This is a genomic window from Sporolactobacillus vineae DSM 21990 = SL153, assembly GCF_000377985.1.
Taxonomy (GTDB): Bacteria; Bacillota; Bacilli; order Bacillales; family Sporolactobacillaceae; genus Sporolactobacillus; species Sporolactobacillus vineae.
In genome coordinates this window covers 145,936-162,479 of the sequence record NZ_KB899045.1, presented here as the reverse complement: position 1 = coordinate 162,479, position 16,544 = coordinate 145,936, and the positions used below count along the sequence as shown (strand labels likewise).

14 protein-coding genes are annotated in these 16,544 nt (G+C 53.0%); 1 reads left to right on the top strand and 13 read right to left on the bottom strand.

Annotated elements, in window-relative coordinates; translation table 11 throughout:
* Positions 1 to 133: 133 nt before the first annotated feature.
* The 6 genes from D889_RS0106915 to D889_RS0106880 all read right to left on the bottom strand — a co-directional run bounded on the left by D889_RS0106915 (position 134) and on the right by D889_RS0106880 (position 6,658).
* Positions 134 to 1,033, bottom strand: coding sequence for an aldo/keto reductase (locus D889_RS0106915; protein WP_010631452.1), 900 nt, complete (start codon positions 1,031 to 1,033; stop codon positions 134 to 136).
* 169 nt (positions 1,034 to 1,202) lie between these two features.
* Entirely contained in the window at positions 1,203 to 1,358 is a 156-nt protein-coding gene (locus D889_RS0106910) for a hypothetical protein (protein ID WP_018962228.1), read from the bottom strand.
* A 376-nt stretch (positions 1,359 to 1,734) separates the two neighbouring features.
* Positions 1,735 to 2,844 (bottom strand): hypothetical protein, encoded by a 1,110-nt coding sequence (locus D889_RS0106900; protein WP_010631455.1) that lies wholly within the window; start codon positions 2,842 to 2,844, stop codon positions 1,735 to 1,737.
* Positions 2,825 to 4,033: a glycosyltransferase family 4 protein gene (locus tag D889_RS0106895; protein WP_010631456.1), complete on the bottom strand. Its 1,209-nt coding sequence runs from the start codon at positions 4,031 to 4,033 to the stop codon at positions 2,825 to 2,827. The genes D889_RS0106900 and D889_RS0106895 overlap by 20 nt, the downstream gene beginning before the upstream one ends.
* 323 nt (positions 4,034 to 4,356) lie before the next feature.
* On the bottom strand, positions 4,357 to 5,580 hold the full coding sequence (locus D889_RS0106890; protein WP_010631457.1) for a peptidase U32 family protein: 1,224 nt from the start codon (positions 5,578 to 5,580) through the stop codon (positions 4,357 to 4,359).
* A gap of 169 nt (positions 5,581 to 5,749) precedes the next feature.
* Positions 5,750 to 6,658 (bottom strand): peptidase U32 family protein, encoded by a 909-nt coding sequence (locus D889_RS0106880; protein ID WP_026039055.1) that lies wholly within the window; start codon positions 6,656 to 6,658, stop codon positions 5,750 to 5,752.
* A 168-nt stretch (positions 6,659 to 6,826) separates the two neighbouring features.
* Here D889_RS0106880 and D889_RS0106875 point away from each other — a divergent pair, with 168 nt between their 5' ends.
* Positions 6,827 to 7,687, top strand: a complete 861-nt coding sequence (locus tag D889_RS0106875) for an NAD(P)-dependent oxidoreductase (protein WP_010631459.1) — start codon at positions 6,827 to 6,829, stop codon at positions 7,685 to 7,687.
* Positions 7,688 to 7,908: 221 nt separating this feature from the next.
* Here D889_RS0106875 and D889_RS0106870 read toward each other — a convergent pair whose 3' ends face one another.
* The 7 genes from D889_RS0106870 to D889_RS0106835 all read right to left on the bottom strand — a co-directional run bounded on the left by D889_RS0106870 (position 7,909) and on the right by D889_RS0106835 (position 16,318).
* Positions 7,909 to 8,331 (bottom strand): ribokinase, encoded by a 423-nt coding sequence (locus D889_RS0106870; protein ID WP_010631460.1) that lies wholly within the window; start codon positions 8,329 to 8,331, stop codon positions 7,909 to 7,911.
* A gap of 15 nt (positions 8,332 to 8,346) precedes the next feature.
* On the bottom strand, positions 8,347 to 9,303 hold the full coding sequence (manA, locus tag D889_RS0106865) for a mannose-6-phosphate isomerase, class I (protein ID WP_010631461.1): 957 nt from the start codon (positions 9,301 to 9,303) through the stop codon (positions 8,347 to 8,349).
* A gap of 75 nt (positions 9,304 to 9,378) precedes the next feature.
* Positions 9,379 to 10,305 carry a DUF1861 family protein gene (locus D889_RS0106860; protein ID WP_010631462.1) on the bottom strand — a complete coding sequence of 309 codons (927 nt, stop codon included), beginning with the start codon at positions 10,303 to 10,305 and terminating at the stop codon, positions 9,379 to 9,381.
* Positions 10,306 to 10,591: 286 nt separating this feature from the next.
* Positions 10,592 to 12,064 carry an NCS1 family nucleobase:cation symporter-1 gene (locus tag D889_RS0106850; RefSeq protein ID WP_010631464.1) on the bottom strand — a complete coding sequence of 491 codons (1,473 nt, stop codon included), beginning with the start codon at positions 12,062 to 12,064 and terminating at the stop codon, positions 10,592 to 10,594.
* 290 nt (positions 12,065 to 12,354) lie between these two features.
* Complete coding sequence (locus D889_RS0106845) at positions 12,355 to 13,728, bottom strand: allantoinase (protein ID WP_010631465.1); 1,374 nt, start codon at positions 13,726 to 13,728, stop codon at positions 12,355 to 12,357.
* Between the two features lie 78 nt (positions 13,729 to 13,806).
* The gene (locus tag D889_RS0106840) at positions 13,807 to 15,000 is read right to left on the bottom strand and encodes a pyridoxal-phosphate-dependent aminotransferase family protein (protein ID WP_274517443.1); all 1,194 of its coding nucleotides are present in this window, start codon (positions 14,998 to 15,000) and stop codon (positions 13,807 to 13,809) included.
* A gap of 76 nt (positions 15,001 to 15,076) precedes the next feature.
* Entirely contained in the window at positions 15,077 to 16,318 is a 1,242-nt protein-coding gene (locus D889_RS0106835) for a Zn-dependent hydrolase (RefSeq protein ID WP_010631467.1), read from the bottom strand.
* Positions 16,319 to 16,544 lie beyond the last annotated feature (226 nt).

Genomic DNA, 16,544 nt, shown 5'->3' with positions numbered 1-16,544 from the left:
ACTACCTTTTAGCGAAAATGTTGCCTGCGTTCACACCTGAAACCAAAGAAAAAAATGATCTCTACCAGGAAGATGATGTTAAGTACCTTCACTGATAGGGATCATTTCAATTCTTAATCGATGATCTTACAACTCACAATACCTCTCTCCCCCGCGACACTTCGAGAATCTTGAACCAGTCCTTATTCGTCAGCCTGATGCTCTGGGCATCGATCGCCGACTGGATCCGTTCGAATTTTGTTGAGCCGACAATCGGGCAGATCGTCGCCGGGAGTTTATTGATAAAGGCGTAGGCGATTTTGTCGATCGAATCTGCACCATATTTCTCCGCCATCTGCCGGAGGATTTCGCGGACGCGGAACTGCTGGCCGGTTTCGGGATGGAAAAGCTTTCCGCCGGCGAGCGGCGACCAGGCCATCAACGGAATCTTGTGAATTAAGGCGCTGTCCATGACGCCATTGAAGAAGGTGTCGGTGTAGAGCGGATTGACTTCGATCTGGTTGGTGACGAGCGGCGTTTTGACATATTTGCTGACCATTTCAAAATAGGTGTAGCTGGCGTTGGAGATTCCGATATGGCGAACCTTGCCCTGTTTGATCAGGCTGTCCAGTCCTTCGGCGAGTTCTTCCGGATCGAGCAGCGGATCGAGCCGGTGGATCAGGAGGACATCGACATAATCGGTGTGCAGGACTTCGAGCGATTTGTTCAGTGATTCATTTAAGTGCTGCACTGAGGAATCATAGTAGTGCGCATAGCCGTTTTCCTTGCGCGGCAGGATGATGTTGAACTTGGTGACGATCTGCAGCTTGTCGCGCAGCGCCGGGTGATCCTGCAGCACCGCTTCACCGAACAAACGGCTGCTTTCGTAGTAACCGTAAATATCGGCGTGATCGAAGGTCGTCACCCCGGTATCGAGACAGCGGTCGACGAAATCGGCCATCTTGCTGCCGCTCAATCCTTCGCTGCTCGCCCGCATCGTTCCGGCAATCACTTTAGAGAACTTCAGGTCATCGGCAACAGTAACGTATTCCATCCATTCATCCCTCCAGATTACAAATTTTAAGACGATTTTCTTCCTTTATATTATATAACGGTTTCAAAAGGTTCTGTGTAGATGAGACCATTTCAGGACATAACTGGTCATCAATCCTCCCTCCTGAGAACGGCATCCTCGAAGTTCATTTTTCCGCTTTCAAATTGCTTTAACGCTTTTTTTCATCTTCGGTCAATTCCTCATCTTCAAAGGGAATTTTTGATTTTTTGAAATTATTAACCTGATGCTGAAGTTTCCATATTTCGTCGTCGGGAAGTTCCAGAATAGCTCGTATCAATTGCTCTCTGGGCGTCGGTTTTTCCATGGCCGTCTTTATCACCTCAAATTTTTTGGTACAAGCAGCAAGGATTCCGGCCAGTTCTCTCCAGAACACAGTTAACAGTTTATGTCTGCCTCATACATTGTCATCAATGAAATGTAGGCTTGCATCCTACACTATTGATTGTAAAAGGAGCCTCCCTGCTTATCAATATCGATTATACGCGAAATAGATTTTTCCACACTCGAATGCCTGAAACGAAAAATCCAGCCGTCACGGAGTAAAATCCAGCCGTCGGAGCGCAAAATCCAGCCGTTAAGGACAAAAATCCAGCCGTCACAGCGAAGAATCCAGCCGTCGCAGCATAAAATCCAGCCGTGATCCATTTTTTGGAAACCGAGGTGACAAAAAAACGGTCGTCTCAGACCGTCTGTTTCGTAAGCTTTTCAATGTTTTTGTGATTTTCCGTATACCAAAGTTCGGTGAGCAGATACGACAATGTGGATTCTGCGCCCTGATTCCGGTTAATGCCGTTGCGGCGGAGTCCGTCGTTGCCGCCGCCCTCCGCGGTGCAGGACACCGTATGCAGATCGTTGGCGCCATGGAACCAGGCGTGACATTTTCGGATCAGATCATAATATCGGTCTGGAACCGGAAGTGAGCTTGCTGCCTCATCGGCTGCCAGTGCCAGCGCCATGATTTCCACCGGCTGCTGATCCCACTGTGCCAGCTGTGTTCGGGTGCACCAGCCTTTATTACCGACCGGACGGAGGTATCCGGCCGGTGCGGTCATTTTTGTCATCAGAAAATCGAGCGACTGTTTCGCAATCGTCCGAGCCTGAGCATTCCCGGTCACTTTCCAGGACTTCAGGAGCGACCAGGGAATGATGCCGTTGCTGTAGGTGACGGCCGGTTCGAACCAGTGCCAGTCCGAATCGGCATTTTCCTGATACAGGGCGATCAGTTTTGCTTCAAACTGATGAACGCGCACACCAAGCTGCGGCTTCATCCGGTGGAGCCAGGCATCGTCTGCAACCGATGCGCACAGTTCGGAAGCGGCGGCCAGTGTATAGGCAAAGCCGCGCGGATGTTTCAGCGACGCGGCCGCATCAAAGCCCCGTTCCAGAAGCACCGACAGCGGATATTTCCGGTCCGCGCCGGGAAGATACTTCCAGGCCTGAACACACGACCAGAGTGTGCGGCCCAGACAGTCGTCGGACGGCGCTTCGTTTTCCTTATGCCGGTCGTAGGAATAGTTATTGTAAAAATGGCCGTCCGGCTCCTGCGCCCAGATCAGGAACGCAAGATAGATATCCGCCAGACGCATCAGCCGGTTCAGCATGTCCGCCGGAACATTTTTCTGCCGGCTCAGGCAGTCGTGCCATGCGGCCACGGTCCAGAGCGCCCGGGCATTGTCGTCGGTCGTATAGCCCTCGGCCCGTCGGGGAACGGCGCCAAAGGCATGTTCCAGAAGTCCGGTATCATCGGTCATCCGTTCCAGATGGGTAAAATCAACGGGGTTCGCCGGCAACTTTATCCGCCTCCGATAGGTCAATGACGTTTGCTACTGCTTTTTTTCCTGAAGCCGCTTCTTCAAAAATCCTGCTGTATTTCCGTCCGGCATGCGGCCAGCTCATCAGGTTGCCGATCCGGCTCATCTTTTCCTGATAGGTCTTCAGCGTTGACGGATCCGACAGCATCGTCGTGATCCGGTCCGACCACATCGTCTGGTTGTCAAACGGCACGAACAATTCTTCGTTGCCCTTCAGCAGATCCTGCGCATAGCGATACGGCGTTGTCAGCACCGGGCGGCCGAGACCAACAGCATAAGCCAGCGTCCCGCTCGTAATCTGTTCCATGCCCGGATACGGCGTGATATACAGGTCGCAGGCCGTGATGTAACGGGCGAGATCCTGTTCGGTCATGAACTTGTCGATCATCAGCACGTGATCCTGCAGCTTCTCGTCGGCAATGATCTGTTTGAGAAAATTGCGGTACGATTCGCCCTCAACGGCCTTCACATTCGGATGTGTCTGGCCGGCAATCACGTACAGGACGTCCGGAACTTTTTTAACAACTTTAGACAGAGCTTTCAGCACGGCTTCGATGCCCTTGTTCCGGCTGATAAAACCGAATGTCATGATCACTTTGCGGTCCGACCAGCCGAGTTTGCGGCGGAATGCTTCCCGGCCTCTCAGATCCGGAACCGGTGTGCCATGGGGAATGAATGAAATTTTTTCTTCAGGAATGTGGAATGCCCGGTTCAGATAGGAGATGGCCTTCCGGTTCATGACGACGATCCGGTCGCTTCGCTCGGCAATTTCCTTCTGAATCGGCGCGTAGGGTGCAACCGGCTTCTCAAAAACGGTATGGAAGGTCGTGACCAGCGGCTTCTTCAGCTTACGGACGAAATCGAGAATATCGATGCCGGCATTACCGCCGAAGATCCCGAATTCGTGCTGCAAGGATACCACGGAAACGGAACTCTTGTTCAGCGCTTCGGCCGCTTTTCCATAATCGCTGCGGCATTGCTTGTCAATCGACCATTTAAAAAAAGGATTGTCCGGATAGACAATATTTTTATCCTTGATCACAACAACGGGATCATCGAGTGTATCACGCTTGGCTTTCTGAACGGCTTGTCTGAGGTGACATGTATAAGTGGCGATACCACATTTCTGGGGAAGATACGTACTGACATAGGCTACCTGATTGCGCAAAATGAATCGCACTCCTTTTGATTTTACTCTCTCATTTGGCTTATCAGGAATAGTTAAAAATTAGCACTCAACACGTCTGACTGCTAACAATAGTGTAGCGCTATTGTCAGAAAATTTCAAGGTCACACCTTGACAGATTGTGAACAGGTGCACAATACAGGGATCCGTCAGTAAAAATTTTACGCCGCCTGCTGCCGGATTCAGCCAATTTGGGGTGTCATTCAGTCAAATCAGGCCCCTATTCAGCCGCTTGACAGATATTACCGGAAAAACAGTTCATACCGCTCCCATTTAAAAAAAACTCCGCTCAAAGCGAGCGAAGTTCATTTTTTCCTCATTAAAAAGTAAGGTTCGACCGGCTGATCAACGTGCATCGTCACGGTCATCATCGGGTTTGGCGCCCGGTCGATCGGCTCACCATCTTCGTTCCACAGATCGCGGACGGTCTGTTTGAAGTGAACGAATCCGGGACCATAGAACTCGACCTCTTCACCGACGCCGAAATTATTCCGCTGCTGCAGCGTGGCGATCTTCGTCTCCGGATCGTAACTCATCACCTGACCGGCAAAGGTGTACTTCGGAATCTTGCGCGGTTTGCCGAACAGCTGCTCCTTCTCGGTCGGCACCTGATAGTAGAATCCGGTCGACAGATCGCGCTGCGCCACCTTCCAGATCTCGTCGTCCCACGCCGGATCGAACGTGAAGTGTTCCGGATCGGCGCAGTACGTATCCACCGCTTTGCGATAAACGTTCGACACCGTCGACACATAATGGATCGACTTCATCCGGCCCTCAATCTTCAAGCTGTTGACCCCTGCCTCGATCATATCCGGCAAGTGATGGAGCATCGACAGATCGACGGCGCTCATCGAAAAGGGTTCCTCATCTTCCGGAATAAGGCTCTTCGCCGTGTTCCCGTCGATTTCGAACAGGTCATACTTCCAGCGGCACGACTGGGCGCAGCCGCCGCGGTTGGCATCACGGTTAACCATGTGATTGGAGAGCGTGCAGCGCCCGGAATAGGCGATACACATGGCACCGTGGACGAACGCTTCGATCTCGACATCTGTGTGGCGGCGCATTTCGCGGATTTCTTTAATCCCGACTTCGCGCGCCAGCACCACCCGCGCCACGCCGAGCTGTTTCCAGAACTCAAGCGCCTTGTAATTAGTCGTCGATGCCTGGGTCGACAGGTGAATCGGCAGACCCGGTGCGGCAGCAAAGCAAATCGTGATCATCGCCGGATCGGAGATGATCACCGCATCAACGCCGATCGCCTGCAGCGTTTTGAAAAACTGATCCGCTCCGGCCGCATCACCTTCGTGCGTCACCATGTTGGCGGCGACATAGACCCTGCCGCCGCGGCGATGCGCGAACTGCACGCCTTCACGCATCTCGTCATATGTGAAATTGCCGGCCCGCGAGCGGAGCCCGTAGGCCTGGCCGCCGATGTACACGGCGTCGGCGCCGTAGCGAATCGCCATTTTCAGTTTCTCCAGATTGCCGGCCGGAGCCAGCACTTCCGGTTTTTTTATTTGTATTTTCATTTTCTATTCCTTTCAACAGTTACGTTAAAAAGTGTGGTGAACCGCCGGATCAGTCCGCGGCCAGTCAGTTTCTGCGCAGCCTGATACTTCCTCACCGGATCCGGCCTTCCATCAGCATCCTGCCGCCGAAACCGCGTACCGGCTCGCCTTCATCAAGCCATATCCACGATTATTTTACATCATCCGGGTTTTTCAGATAGAACCCTGTGCCGAGCGGACGCGACGCCGGCTGAAACGCGCGCAGCCGATTGCTGAAACCGGCGGGCTCAAACGTGCCGTCTTCCACCGCGTCCCGCGCCGCGGCAAACAGCCGGGCAATCGCTGTAAATTTTTCCCCGTGAAGCAGGACACCGTTGAGCTTCCAGGTATGCAGGCCGGCCTTGTCGAGTTCCTGCAGCTGATCCATCAGCGACAGGTCTTCAGTAGAGAAGATATGTGTCCCGTCCTCATCTTCGAAAATCGGATACTGGCTGTCCGGATTTTTCGGGTCACGGAGATAAAGTCCACGGTCCTTGTCCGCCCGTTCCTTCAGGCCGGTATAGTGATAATAATTGGTCAGGAGCGGCCGGCCGGACTGGTGGATGCAGGTCGGGCCGTACGCGAGCACCTCGACCGGCACCGTCAGCTTCCGCTGCATCTCCTCGAGTTCAGTCAGTGTGAGTTCGCGCGCCGCCACCGCACCGGCCGCGCCGCGCTTCACCCAGAAGGCGATCTGTTCCGCCGACGTGACAAGCGTCTCCGCGTCATAGATATAGGGCAGCGGCAGACGCATCTGTTCCAGGGTAAAAATGGCACCCGGGTCCCCGATGGTGATCGCATCCGCCTTGATTTCCGCCAGACGCGAGAGATAGCCGCCCAGCCGGGAAACCTGTTCATTATGCATGATCGCATTGCAGGCCACCGTGACCTTTTTCCCGCGTTCATGTGCCATCCGGACAATCGTTTCGATCTCGTCCAGGTCAAGCGGACGCGGCAGGCGCAGCCCGAACGGGTGGCCGCCGACATAGAGTGTGTCGACGCCCGCCTCGAGCAGGGCTTCTGCCTGATTTTCCGATTCCGCCGTTGCAATGAGATTGATCACAAAAAAAGCCTCCGTATCCTGCGTCATTTCAGCTTTTTCATTATACCATGTCCCCCGCTGCTTTGTACGTCTTCTCTCAAGGCAATATTTTTCGAATCGGCGCGGCGATGTGCTATGCTTACGTCGGATACATTTTACTGAAACCGGATTAAGGGAGCGAATCAGATGATCGGATTTATCGGAATTGGAATTATGGGCAGCCGGATGGCCGGCCGGCTGCAGAACGCCGGGAAGAAGCTCGTTGTCTATAACCGGACAAAGTCCAAGGCGGATCCGCTCGTCGCCAGGGGTGCTGAGTGGGCGGACACCCCGCGCCAGGTCGGCGAAAAAGCGGACATCGTCTTCTCAATGCTGGCCAATCCTCAGGCGGTCGAAGCCGTCGCTTATGGGGACGACGGTTTGCTCAGCGGACTGAAACCGGGCAGCCTCTGGGTCGACAGCAGCACGATCAACCCGGGCAAGTCGGTTGAACTGGCAAAAGCGGCAGCGGAAAAGGGGATTCATTTCCTCGACGCACCGGTTGCGGGCTCGACGGCTCCGGCGGAAAAAGGCGAGCTGCTCTTCTTCGTCGGCGGGGATCAGAAAGATCTGGAGACGGCGCGTCCGCTGCTGGACATCATGGGCAAGGACGTCCATTATAAAGGTCCGAACGGCAGCGGAACCGCGATGAAACTGGTCAACAACCTGATGCTCGGCCAGTCGGTCGCCGCATTCTCCGAGGCAGTTGCGTTCGGCGAAAGTCTCGGACTCGACAAGAAAGGCGTGATTGAGTCGCTGTTTGCCGGACCGACTGCAGCCCCCGTGCTTCATTTTAAAAAGCAGAAAATCATCGACGGTGACTTTGCGAACGCCGACTTCAAGGTCGCCAGCATCTACAAGGATCTGGAACTCGCCTCGGAGGAAGCCTATGCGCACAACTTCGCGCTGCCGCTGTCCAATCTGGTCAAAGCATTCTACGGACTGATCAAGCAGCAAGGCAAGGGCGATTACGACTTCGCCGAGATGTATGACTTTCTGAAAAAATAAGTGCTGACAAAACAAGCCGTATTCCGGTCGCGGGTGCAACCGGAATACGGCTTGTTGTTTACCCTAATCATTTGGCGCGGAAGGTGCGAGACTCCTGCGGGATCAGCGAGCCGTCTGGCCTCGCAGGCGGTAACGAACGAGGAGGCTCACGGATCGCTCACGGATCGCCCGCGGAAAGCGAGCACCTGAAGCGGGAAACTGCCGCCACATATAAACAAAGTCTACCTTTTAAATTTCCGATTCTTGTATGAGCGCAGGCTGCGTTTTCGGAAACGGCGCTGAGCGGCCGGAAACAGCCGGATCGCCCGCTGAATTTTTTCCGAAAGTGCCAAAGCCGGGGCCGGATCGACAAGAATTTTCGCTCGGCGGTGTGCCAGCCGGGTGACCCTGCGGATGATGCCGACCGGGACGTCGAGCAGCAGCAGAATCACGCGGCTCCGGGTAATCCATTTGCCGGCTGCGCCAATGTCCGGCTGCGTCATGCCATGATCAGTGCCGTGAATCAGCACGACCAGCCAGTCCGGCTGCTCGACGACTGTGATTCCCCGGGACCGAATATTTTTCGTTTGTGTGCTGAAAGCAGACAGCTGCTCATCACTGAACAGCTGCTGCCCGATAATCGTGAGCGTCGGCTTTGGTTTCATTCACGCAGATTCATCTCAGACAGGATTGGACACAATCAGATCCAATGTCCCGTCGAGCGCCAGTTCCGGAACGGCGGACGGCACAACCAGATGATCTCCTTTTTTCAGATCATAGCGTTCTGAACCGATGACTAGCGAACCCGCTCCGTCGAGCACACTCATCAGCAGGAACGGCCAGTTTTTTTTGATCGGATCGGCATGGCCGCGGATCTCCCAGTGCGATACAGTGAACAAGTCGCAGCGCAGCAGTTCGGTGAACTTCGCTTCGGCTTTCTGCAGCACCTTATAGGTTAATTCCGGATCGACATGCGGGCAGTTGGCACAGTCGATCGACTGCTGAATATGCAGCTCGCGCGGCTTGCCGTCGATACCCGGACGGTCGTAGTCGTAAACGCGGTACGTTGTGTCGGAACTCTGCTGCGTCTCAAGAATGACGCAGCCGCCGCAGATCGCATGGATCGTGCCGCTCGGGACGAAGAAAAAGTCGCCGGGTTTCACTTTGACGCGGCGCAGCAGGCTGTCCCACTTTTTTTCATGTACTGCCTGGGCAAATGCTTCGCGCGTCGGCGCCGTATGGCCGTAGACAATTTCCGAGTCCGGATCGCAGTCGATCACATACCAGCATTCCGTCTTGCCGAACGGTACATGCTCGTGCTCCTGGGCATAGGCGTCATCCGGATGAACCTGAACCGACAGGTCGGTCCGGGCATCGAGAATTTTCGTCAGCAACGGAAAATGGTCTCCTTTATAGTTGCCGAAAAGTTCCCGGTGCGCCGTCCAGGCCTCAGCCAGTGTCTTGCCGGCGAGCGTGCCATTCTTAATCACAGCCGGTCCGTTCGGATGCGCCGAAATTCCCCAGCATTCCCCGGTATGTTCACTCGGGATATCATAGCCGAACTGATCACGCAGTTTCGTTCCGCCCCAAATTTTCTCATGCAGGGCAGGTTTCAGAAACAGAGGTGTCTGATCCATAATCGTCACTTCTCCCGTTCTGTCATTAATTCTCTATACACCCCTATTATACCATTGCCCGATCCGGGAAAAGTTTTAACCGGTTTCATATTTCAGAAACGGATCATCCATGACCAGCATCTGCGCTTCGACATCGCTCGTTCCGGCAAACAGGATCAGGTTTTTCCCCGAACGGACCGCGCCGCCGCTGAACACGATATCCTTCAGATCGGGGCGTTTGGCCGGACCGGGGAGGAAATCTTTCCGTGTCGCGATGATTTCCATCGGCGTGTGCCGCCCGGTCCTGATGTCGAAGGTAAACAGCATCGCATAATAGTGCCGGAAACCTTTTCCGTCAAATTCGGCGATATGGCCGAGCACGCCGATGCGCCCGTTCCGCAGCAGATGGAGGTCATTGGCGCCGCCCCATTCGTCAGAAGAGAACTGGCCCTGGAACAGCGGCGCATCAATCAGTCTCCGGTCGCTGAGTTCGTCCAGCCGGTTGACTATGCACCAGCCGATTTTGCCCCGTCCGGCGTGCCCGAGCTGCGGACGGGTAAGTATCACCATGCGGCGGTCCGGCAGCTGCATCATCCGTACATCCTTCATCCCTTTCGGCCCTTGAAAAAATGGGCGGAGCGACTGCAATGATTCACCGGTGTAAAAAACCATCCGCCAGGTCCGCGTCATGGTGCCGGTCTTATAAACAGACACACCGCCGACAACGATCCGCCCGTTGATCCGCGTCACAAACGGATCCTGAAGCGGCAGCACCGGCAGCCGTTCATCCAGTCTCCAGAACCTTCCATCCTTTTGGAAAAAGGCGACGATCGAGTCTTCGCTCTTCCGTGTCTCCACACGGCCGGCGATATACAGTTTGCTGCCGTCATGAAACGGCGCGGTAATATTGTAAACATCATGTTTTCCCGTTCCGGTGAAGTGCAGTTTCTCCACTGAATGGCGGACCGGGTGATGACGGTCATACTCCGCCAGCAGCAGATTGCAGTCTTTCGGATGGTTCACACGATCACCCCCGTTACTTCTATTATAGACATCGATTCCGGAGGGATTTTGATAAGCCACCAATATGTTGAACGTCGCGGAGTACCGGCGGGGAAAATCCAGCCGTCACGGAGCAAAATCCAGCCGTTAATGGTAAAAATCCAGCCGTCGCAGCGTAAAATCCGGCCGTCACGGCCTAAAATCCAGCCGTGATCCATATTATGGAAAATCAATCCCGTTTTTCAGATTTAAAAAAGCCTGCTTCCCTGGGGAAACAGGCTGAATCAAAAATGATCTTGCAAAAATTTTATCGAACTGTCTTCGGCTCAAGTTCTGACTGAACAGCTGCCTGCTCGTTCCAAACCAGTGCGCCGTACACAATGCTGGTTATCGCTACGCCAATCGGCCATGAGAAGGGGGCCACTAGTGAAAATGCCGGAACAAGGGCAAGAGGTACTGTGATAATTATGCCGATGATGAACGCAGCAAATGCTTTCACATGGTATCCTTTTGTATACCAGTAGTCATGTTCCGCGCCCTCCTGATACAGAGCGGAGACATTGATTTTCTGTTTTTTTATCAGAAAGAAATCAACGACGATGATGGCAAAGATCGGTCCGAGAAAGGCGCCCAGCCCGCCCAGAAAATAATTAACCGCAATCGGGCTGCTGTAAATCTTCCATGGCATGACGACGACTGCGAGAATCGATGTGATCATCGCACCGCGCCGAAAATCAATATGCTTCGGTGCGGCATTAGCAAAATCATAGGCCGGTGAAACGAGATTGGCTACAATATTAACGCCCATTGTCGCAATAATAAAGACAATCGCGCCGACGACCAGAAAGAACGGATTGTTCACTTTCTGGATCAGCAGTACAGGATCGGTGATCGCTTTTCCGAAGACAGTAATTGTCCCCGCTGTAATGACTACACTGGCTAATGAAAAAGCGGTGAAGTTGACCGGAAGCCCCCAGAAGTTGCCCCATTTCGTTGTTTTCGTTGATGGAGAGAAGCGTGTAAAATCACTGACATTAAGCATAATTGTCGAGAAATAAGCGATAACAAGAGAAATCGCACTGAAGAATTCAAAAATCGCCTGTCCCGGAGCGACGTGAACCGGACTGATGCCAATGTTGATTTTGCCACCTGCCTTTATAGCAATCCAGCCGATCAGAATCAGCATCATTGCATAAACAGCCGGCCCGCAAAGATTATCAAATTTCCGGATGAATTCCATGCCATATCGAAAGATCAGGAATTGCAGAAACCAGAGGAACAGAAATCCGATCCATCCAGGCAGGGACAAGCCCAGGAAAGTGGTGCCCATCATGCCTTTCATTCCCGGGAAAATCAGCAGCAGAATAGCCACAACAGCAACAGACGACAGATACGTCTGAATCCCATACCAGAACACGGCGATAAATCCGCGGATCATTGCCGGAACATTCCCGCCGAATACACCAAATGAAATGCGGGACAGTACAGGATATGGAACACCCAGTTTCGTTCCCGCCGTCCCGGTCAGATTGGTCAGATAACAGACGGCAAATGCACCGATAATTTCGGCGATCAGGACCTGCCAGCCGGTCAGTCCGAGAAAGAACAGCCCCGCAGCAAATGTGTACGTCCCGATACTGTGCACGTCAGACATCCACATCGAAAGCAGACTGTAGACATTCCAACGGCGTTCCGTTGCAGGAGCAAGATCCTTGTTATACAGGTGCTCGCTGCCATTTTCAATTGTTCCGGTAAAGATATCATGATTTCCGCTTTCCATGTCAATGACCTTCCTTCGTTATTTTTCAGCTTGACTCAATCTGTCTGTCCAGGGACTCGCAATCACGTGTAATGAACCTTTTGTCCTGAATAATGACATATAATGTTATTAATGATTACGAATACTATAATAATTCTGGCATTCCATTATGTCATTAGCCAGAATGGACAAAACTCACTGTATGAATGCAATAAAATAACTAAATAGCAGTTCCTATATGTAAGAAGATATGACAAATCCCGTATTCATCGAATACGGGATTTGGATGGATTCAGTTGTTTGCGATAAATTCAGTGCCTTGCCGACAGGGCTCTGTCTGTATGATGACGGAGCCACTGACCTTTTGCCGCCTGATTCACTTTGCCTTCTGAATAGACAAGATGTCCGCGGCTGATCGTTGCCGCAACGCTTGCCGGAAATGTGTGACCGACATAGAGACTGAATTTGTTCTTCTGGAAAAGGTGCTCCTTCGTGACTTTTTCCGGTTTGTGCAAATCCAGTATCGCCAGATCCGCATCAGCGCCCTGTCTGATCTCGCCTTTTTCCGGACTGAGTCCGAATCGTTTTGCCGGGTGGCCGGCTGTCCAGGCAGCAACCCGGGTCAGGGGCAGATGATGTTTCAGAGCGACCTCAACGACACTCTGTAACGTAAACTGGCCGCCGCTGATGCCGCCCCATGCTGTGAATACCGAATCGGTTTCTTTATCTTTCCATTCACACGGCGAATGATCGGACGTCACCATATCCACCTCATCATGGATCAGTTTATCGACCAGACCAACGCGCTCGGATTCGGAGCGCAGCGGCGGGGCACATTTTCCGACCACCCCGAGGCGGCGGAAGTCATCATGGTTGTAAAGCAGATAATGGGCGCACGTCTCCAGTGTGACGTCCTGTCCGTTCTTTTTCGCATTCTGAATTAAATTTACAGCCTCGATCGTACTGATATGAACAAAATGCAGCCGGCATCCGGTCAGTTCAGCAAACATCAGTGCCCGGGAAACGGCTTCAGCCTCGGCAAGCGGCGGTCTTGATGCTGCGTATGCGTCAAAATCGGTGAGTCCCTGAGCTTCCTTTTCCTGCTGAAGAAACGTAACGATGGGCGCACTTTCCGAGTGCAGGGCGAGGATTCCGCCCAGCGCTGCAATTTTTTTCATCCCGGCCAGGAGCGAGCGGTCGTCAACCGCTTCAAATTCCGGATTCCCGGACGGCGACAGAAAAGCTTTGAAGCCGACCGCACCGCACGTGTTCAAATCCTCGAGATCAGCAAGATTGCCCGGAACCAGTCCGCCCCACAGGCCGAAGTCGACATGGGACTCTTTTTCAGCAATACTTACTTTCTCTGTAAATGCCTGCTTGTTGACCGTTGACGGGATGCCGTTCAGCGGCATATCAAAATAGGTCGTGCACCCGCCTGCCGCCAGCATCGATGAACCCGTTTCAAAGCCTTCCCAAAAGGTTCTGCCCGGCTCATCGAAATGAACATGAATGTCGATCATGCCTGGAAAAATGGTTTTGCCCGCTGCATCAATGACTTTTTCATCCGGTTCGGACAGCCCTTCACCAATAGCGGCAATTTTACCTTTACGGATCCCGATATCTGCTTTTCGGACTTCGTCAGTCAGCACAACGATTCCGTTTTTCACCAGAAGATCAAAAGACATCGACAGTCGCATCCTTTCTTCATTGCTTAAAATGATGTAGCAGTTCACTCTCGGTCTTCAGCAGTGCACTTTCGGTCTTCAGCTGTTTTGATCGTACACATCCATCGCCGCCTGAGGACCTTTGCCGTGGTTGACTGAAGCGCCGCAGCGGATCAGTGCTGCTTCAAGTCCGGTCAGCACAGCCAGAACATGATCCTGGCGACAGCTGTAGCCCATCGTACCGATTCGCCAGATTTTTCCCTGCAATGAACCGAACGATCCGGCAATTTCGATGCCGAAATGTTTGAGCAGAACACTGCGGACTTCATCGGCGTCCACATTCTCAGGAACGGTGACGCAGGTGACCGTCGGCATCGCACAGGACGGATCACCGAAAAGTTCCAGGCCCATGGCTTCAATTCCGGCAGCCAGTGCCTGTGCATTCACTCTGTGACGGGCGAACCGATTCTCGAGCCCTTCTTCGAGTACCAGATGAAGGCCTTCGTGCAGAGCATATTCCATTGATGTCGCTTCGGTATGATGATTGAGGCGGCGTTCGCTCCAGTAATCCTGGAGCTGGCCGAGATCAAAGTAATTGCTGCGGATCGGCACATGGCCCTCGGCGGCTCTCCGGTCTTCATCGCTGGCAATGCCGCGTTCCACTTTCTTACGTTTCAGCACCTGCTGCTCCACGCGCGAATTGTACGTGATCGGCACAATGCCCGACGGAATCGACAGGCATTTCTGTGCGCCGCCGATCAGTGCATCGATGCACCACGCATCGGTCGGGATCGACACACCGCAGAAGGTCGCCACCGCATCAACGACCAGCAGCACGCCCAGTTCGCGGCAGGCCTTACCGACCTTATCCAGCGGCTGCATCCTTCCCGTCGATGTCTCGCCATGCACCAAAGTCACGACTTTCGGGTGCACTTTTTTAATTTCGGAAATGATCTCGTCCTGATCAAACACGGTCCCCCAGGAGCAGGACATTGTGTGAATTTCAGCACCATAGCGTTCACCGATTTCCACAAACAGATCACCGAAACGGCCGAAGATCGGTACAAGCATTTTATCGCCCGGTTCGATCAGCGCCGCGAGCAGAGCTTCCGTTCCGGCCCGCGATGTACCGTCGATCGGATAGGCCCAGTGATTTTTCGTCTGGAAAACGTCGCGCAGCATCGCCATGTTCTCGTTCATGATCCGGGTAAAAGCCGGATCAAACTGGCCAAGCATCGGCAGCGACATCGCGCGCAGGACGCGGGGATCCACCTCTACAGGTCCGGGAGACATGATCGTGCGCGGCGGTACAGATAGAGCATACGAACTGACGAGACTTTGTGTCATGCAATCTCACTCTCTTTCTTTTTTAATAGGCCAGCTGATAGAGTACTTTCATTAACATCCGTACGCCGACTTCCAGGTCAGCAAGCCGGGTATATTCAGACGGCGAATGGCTGATGCCAAGATGGCTTGGGACAAACATCAGAGCGGTCGGACAATACGTCCCGAAGATCTGTGAATCATGTCCGGCACCGCTGATCATTTTTCTGAAAGGAATCCCGGCATGATCCGCAATTTTCAGATTCATCTGTGTCAGCCTGGGATCAAGCTTCACCGGAGCCGCATCCATCCATTTAGAAACGTGGATCCGGATACCCAGATTGTCTGCGGTTTCCTTGAAGAAAGCCAATGCCTGTTCACAAAAGTGATCCATAACTTTAAGTTCATGATGGCGGACGTCCAGTGAGAAACGGCATTTCCCGGAAATGACATTCGGCACATTCGGATCCGCCTCAACTCGCCCGGCCGTTGCCACCAGTCCGTTCGACTGGTGGCTTGCTTCCTGGATCGCATGAGCGATCATCAGAGAGGCGGCAAAAACCGCATCATGACGCCTGTTCATCGGCGTCGTCCCGGCATGATTGCTTTCCCCGGTCAGTGAAATCGTATAGCGGCGCTGGCCGACGATCGCGCTGACCGGCGCCCACGTTTTCTGCTCCAGTTCCAGGGTCCGCCCCTGCTCAATATGTGTTTCAAGGAAGCAGGCGATGTCCTGCCTGACCGGTTGAGGATAATTTCCCTTCCCGAATCCGGCTGACTGCATTGCCTCGGCCAGAGAAATCCCTGATCGGTCAAGCAAACCGGCCGCACTTTCCATTTTATATTTGCCTGTGATCGTTCCCGATCCCCAGAAAGAGAGGGGAAAACGGCTGCCTTCCTCCTCGCAGAGCGAGACCGCTTCAATCGTCTGCTTCGGGGGGCCATACAGATGAAACAGCCGGCTGGCAGCCATTGTCGAGGCAAGGACCCCATAAGCGCCGTCATATTTCCCGCCGTCAACAACCGTGTCCACATGTGAACCGGTCAGAATGACTTTTTTATCTTCTCCCCGGCCGGAAACGCGTCCGAAGAGATTACCGGCATCATCAAACCGGGTTTCAAGATCCATGTCCTCCATTTTTTGCTTCAGTCCGTACTGTGCTTTCTGCCATGCTGCATCATATAACAGCCGGGTGACACCGCCATTTTTGGTTTTCCCGAACATGGAAAGCCACTCGATTAAATCATGCAGTTCATTTTTTAAAGTCATTGAGGTCTGATCGATCATCATTCCTCGCCTGCTTTCTCCGTTAGATCATCTAACATTTCTTGAAAGGAATAATTTTATTTTAGCAAACAACTTTTTACCGACCATCAGCAAATGATCTAATTCTCTCCATGAACATTAGTCAGAATGGCTAAAATTCATGATATAAAACAATAGCCACATTTTCGTCACATCCTACAAAGGAATTCTTGTCCTTAAACTTTACCTACAAAAATCACCATTTATT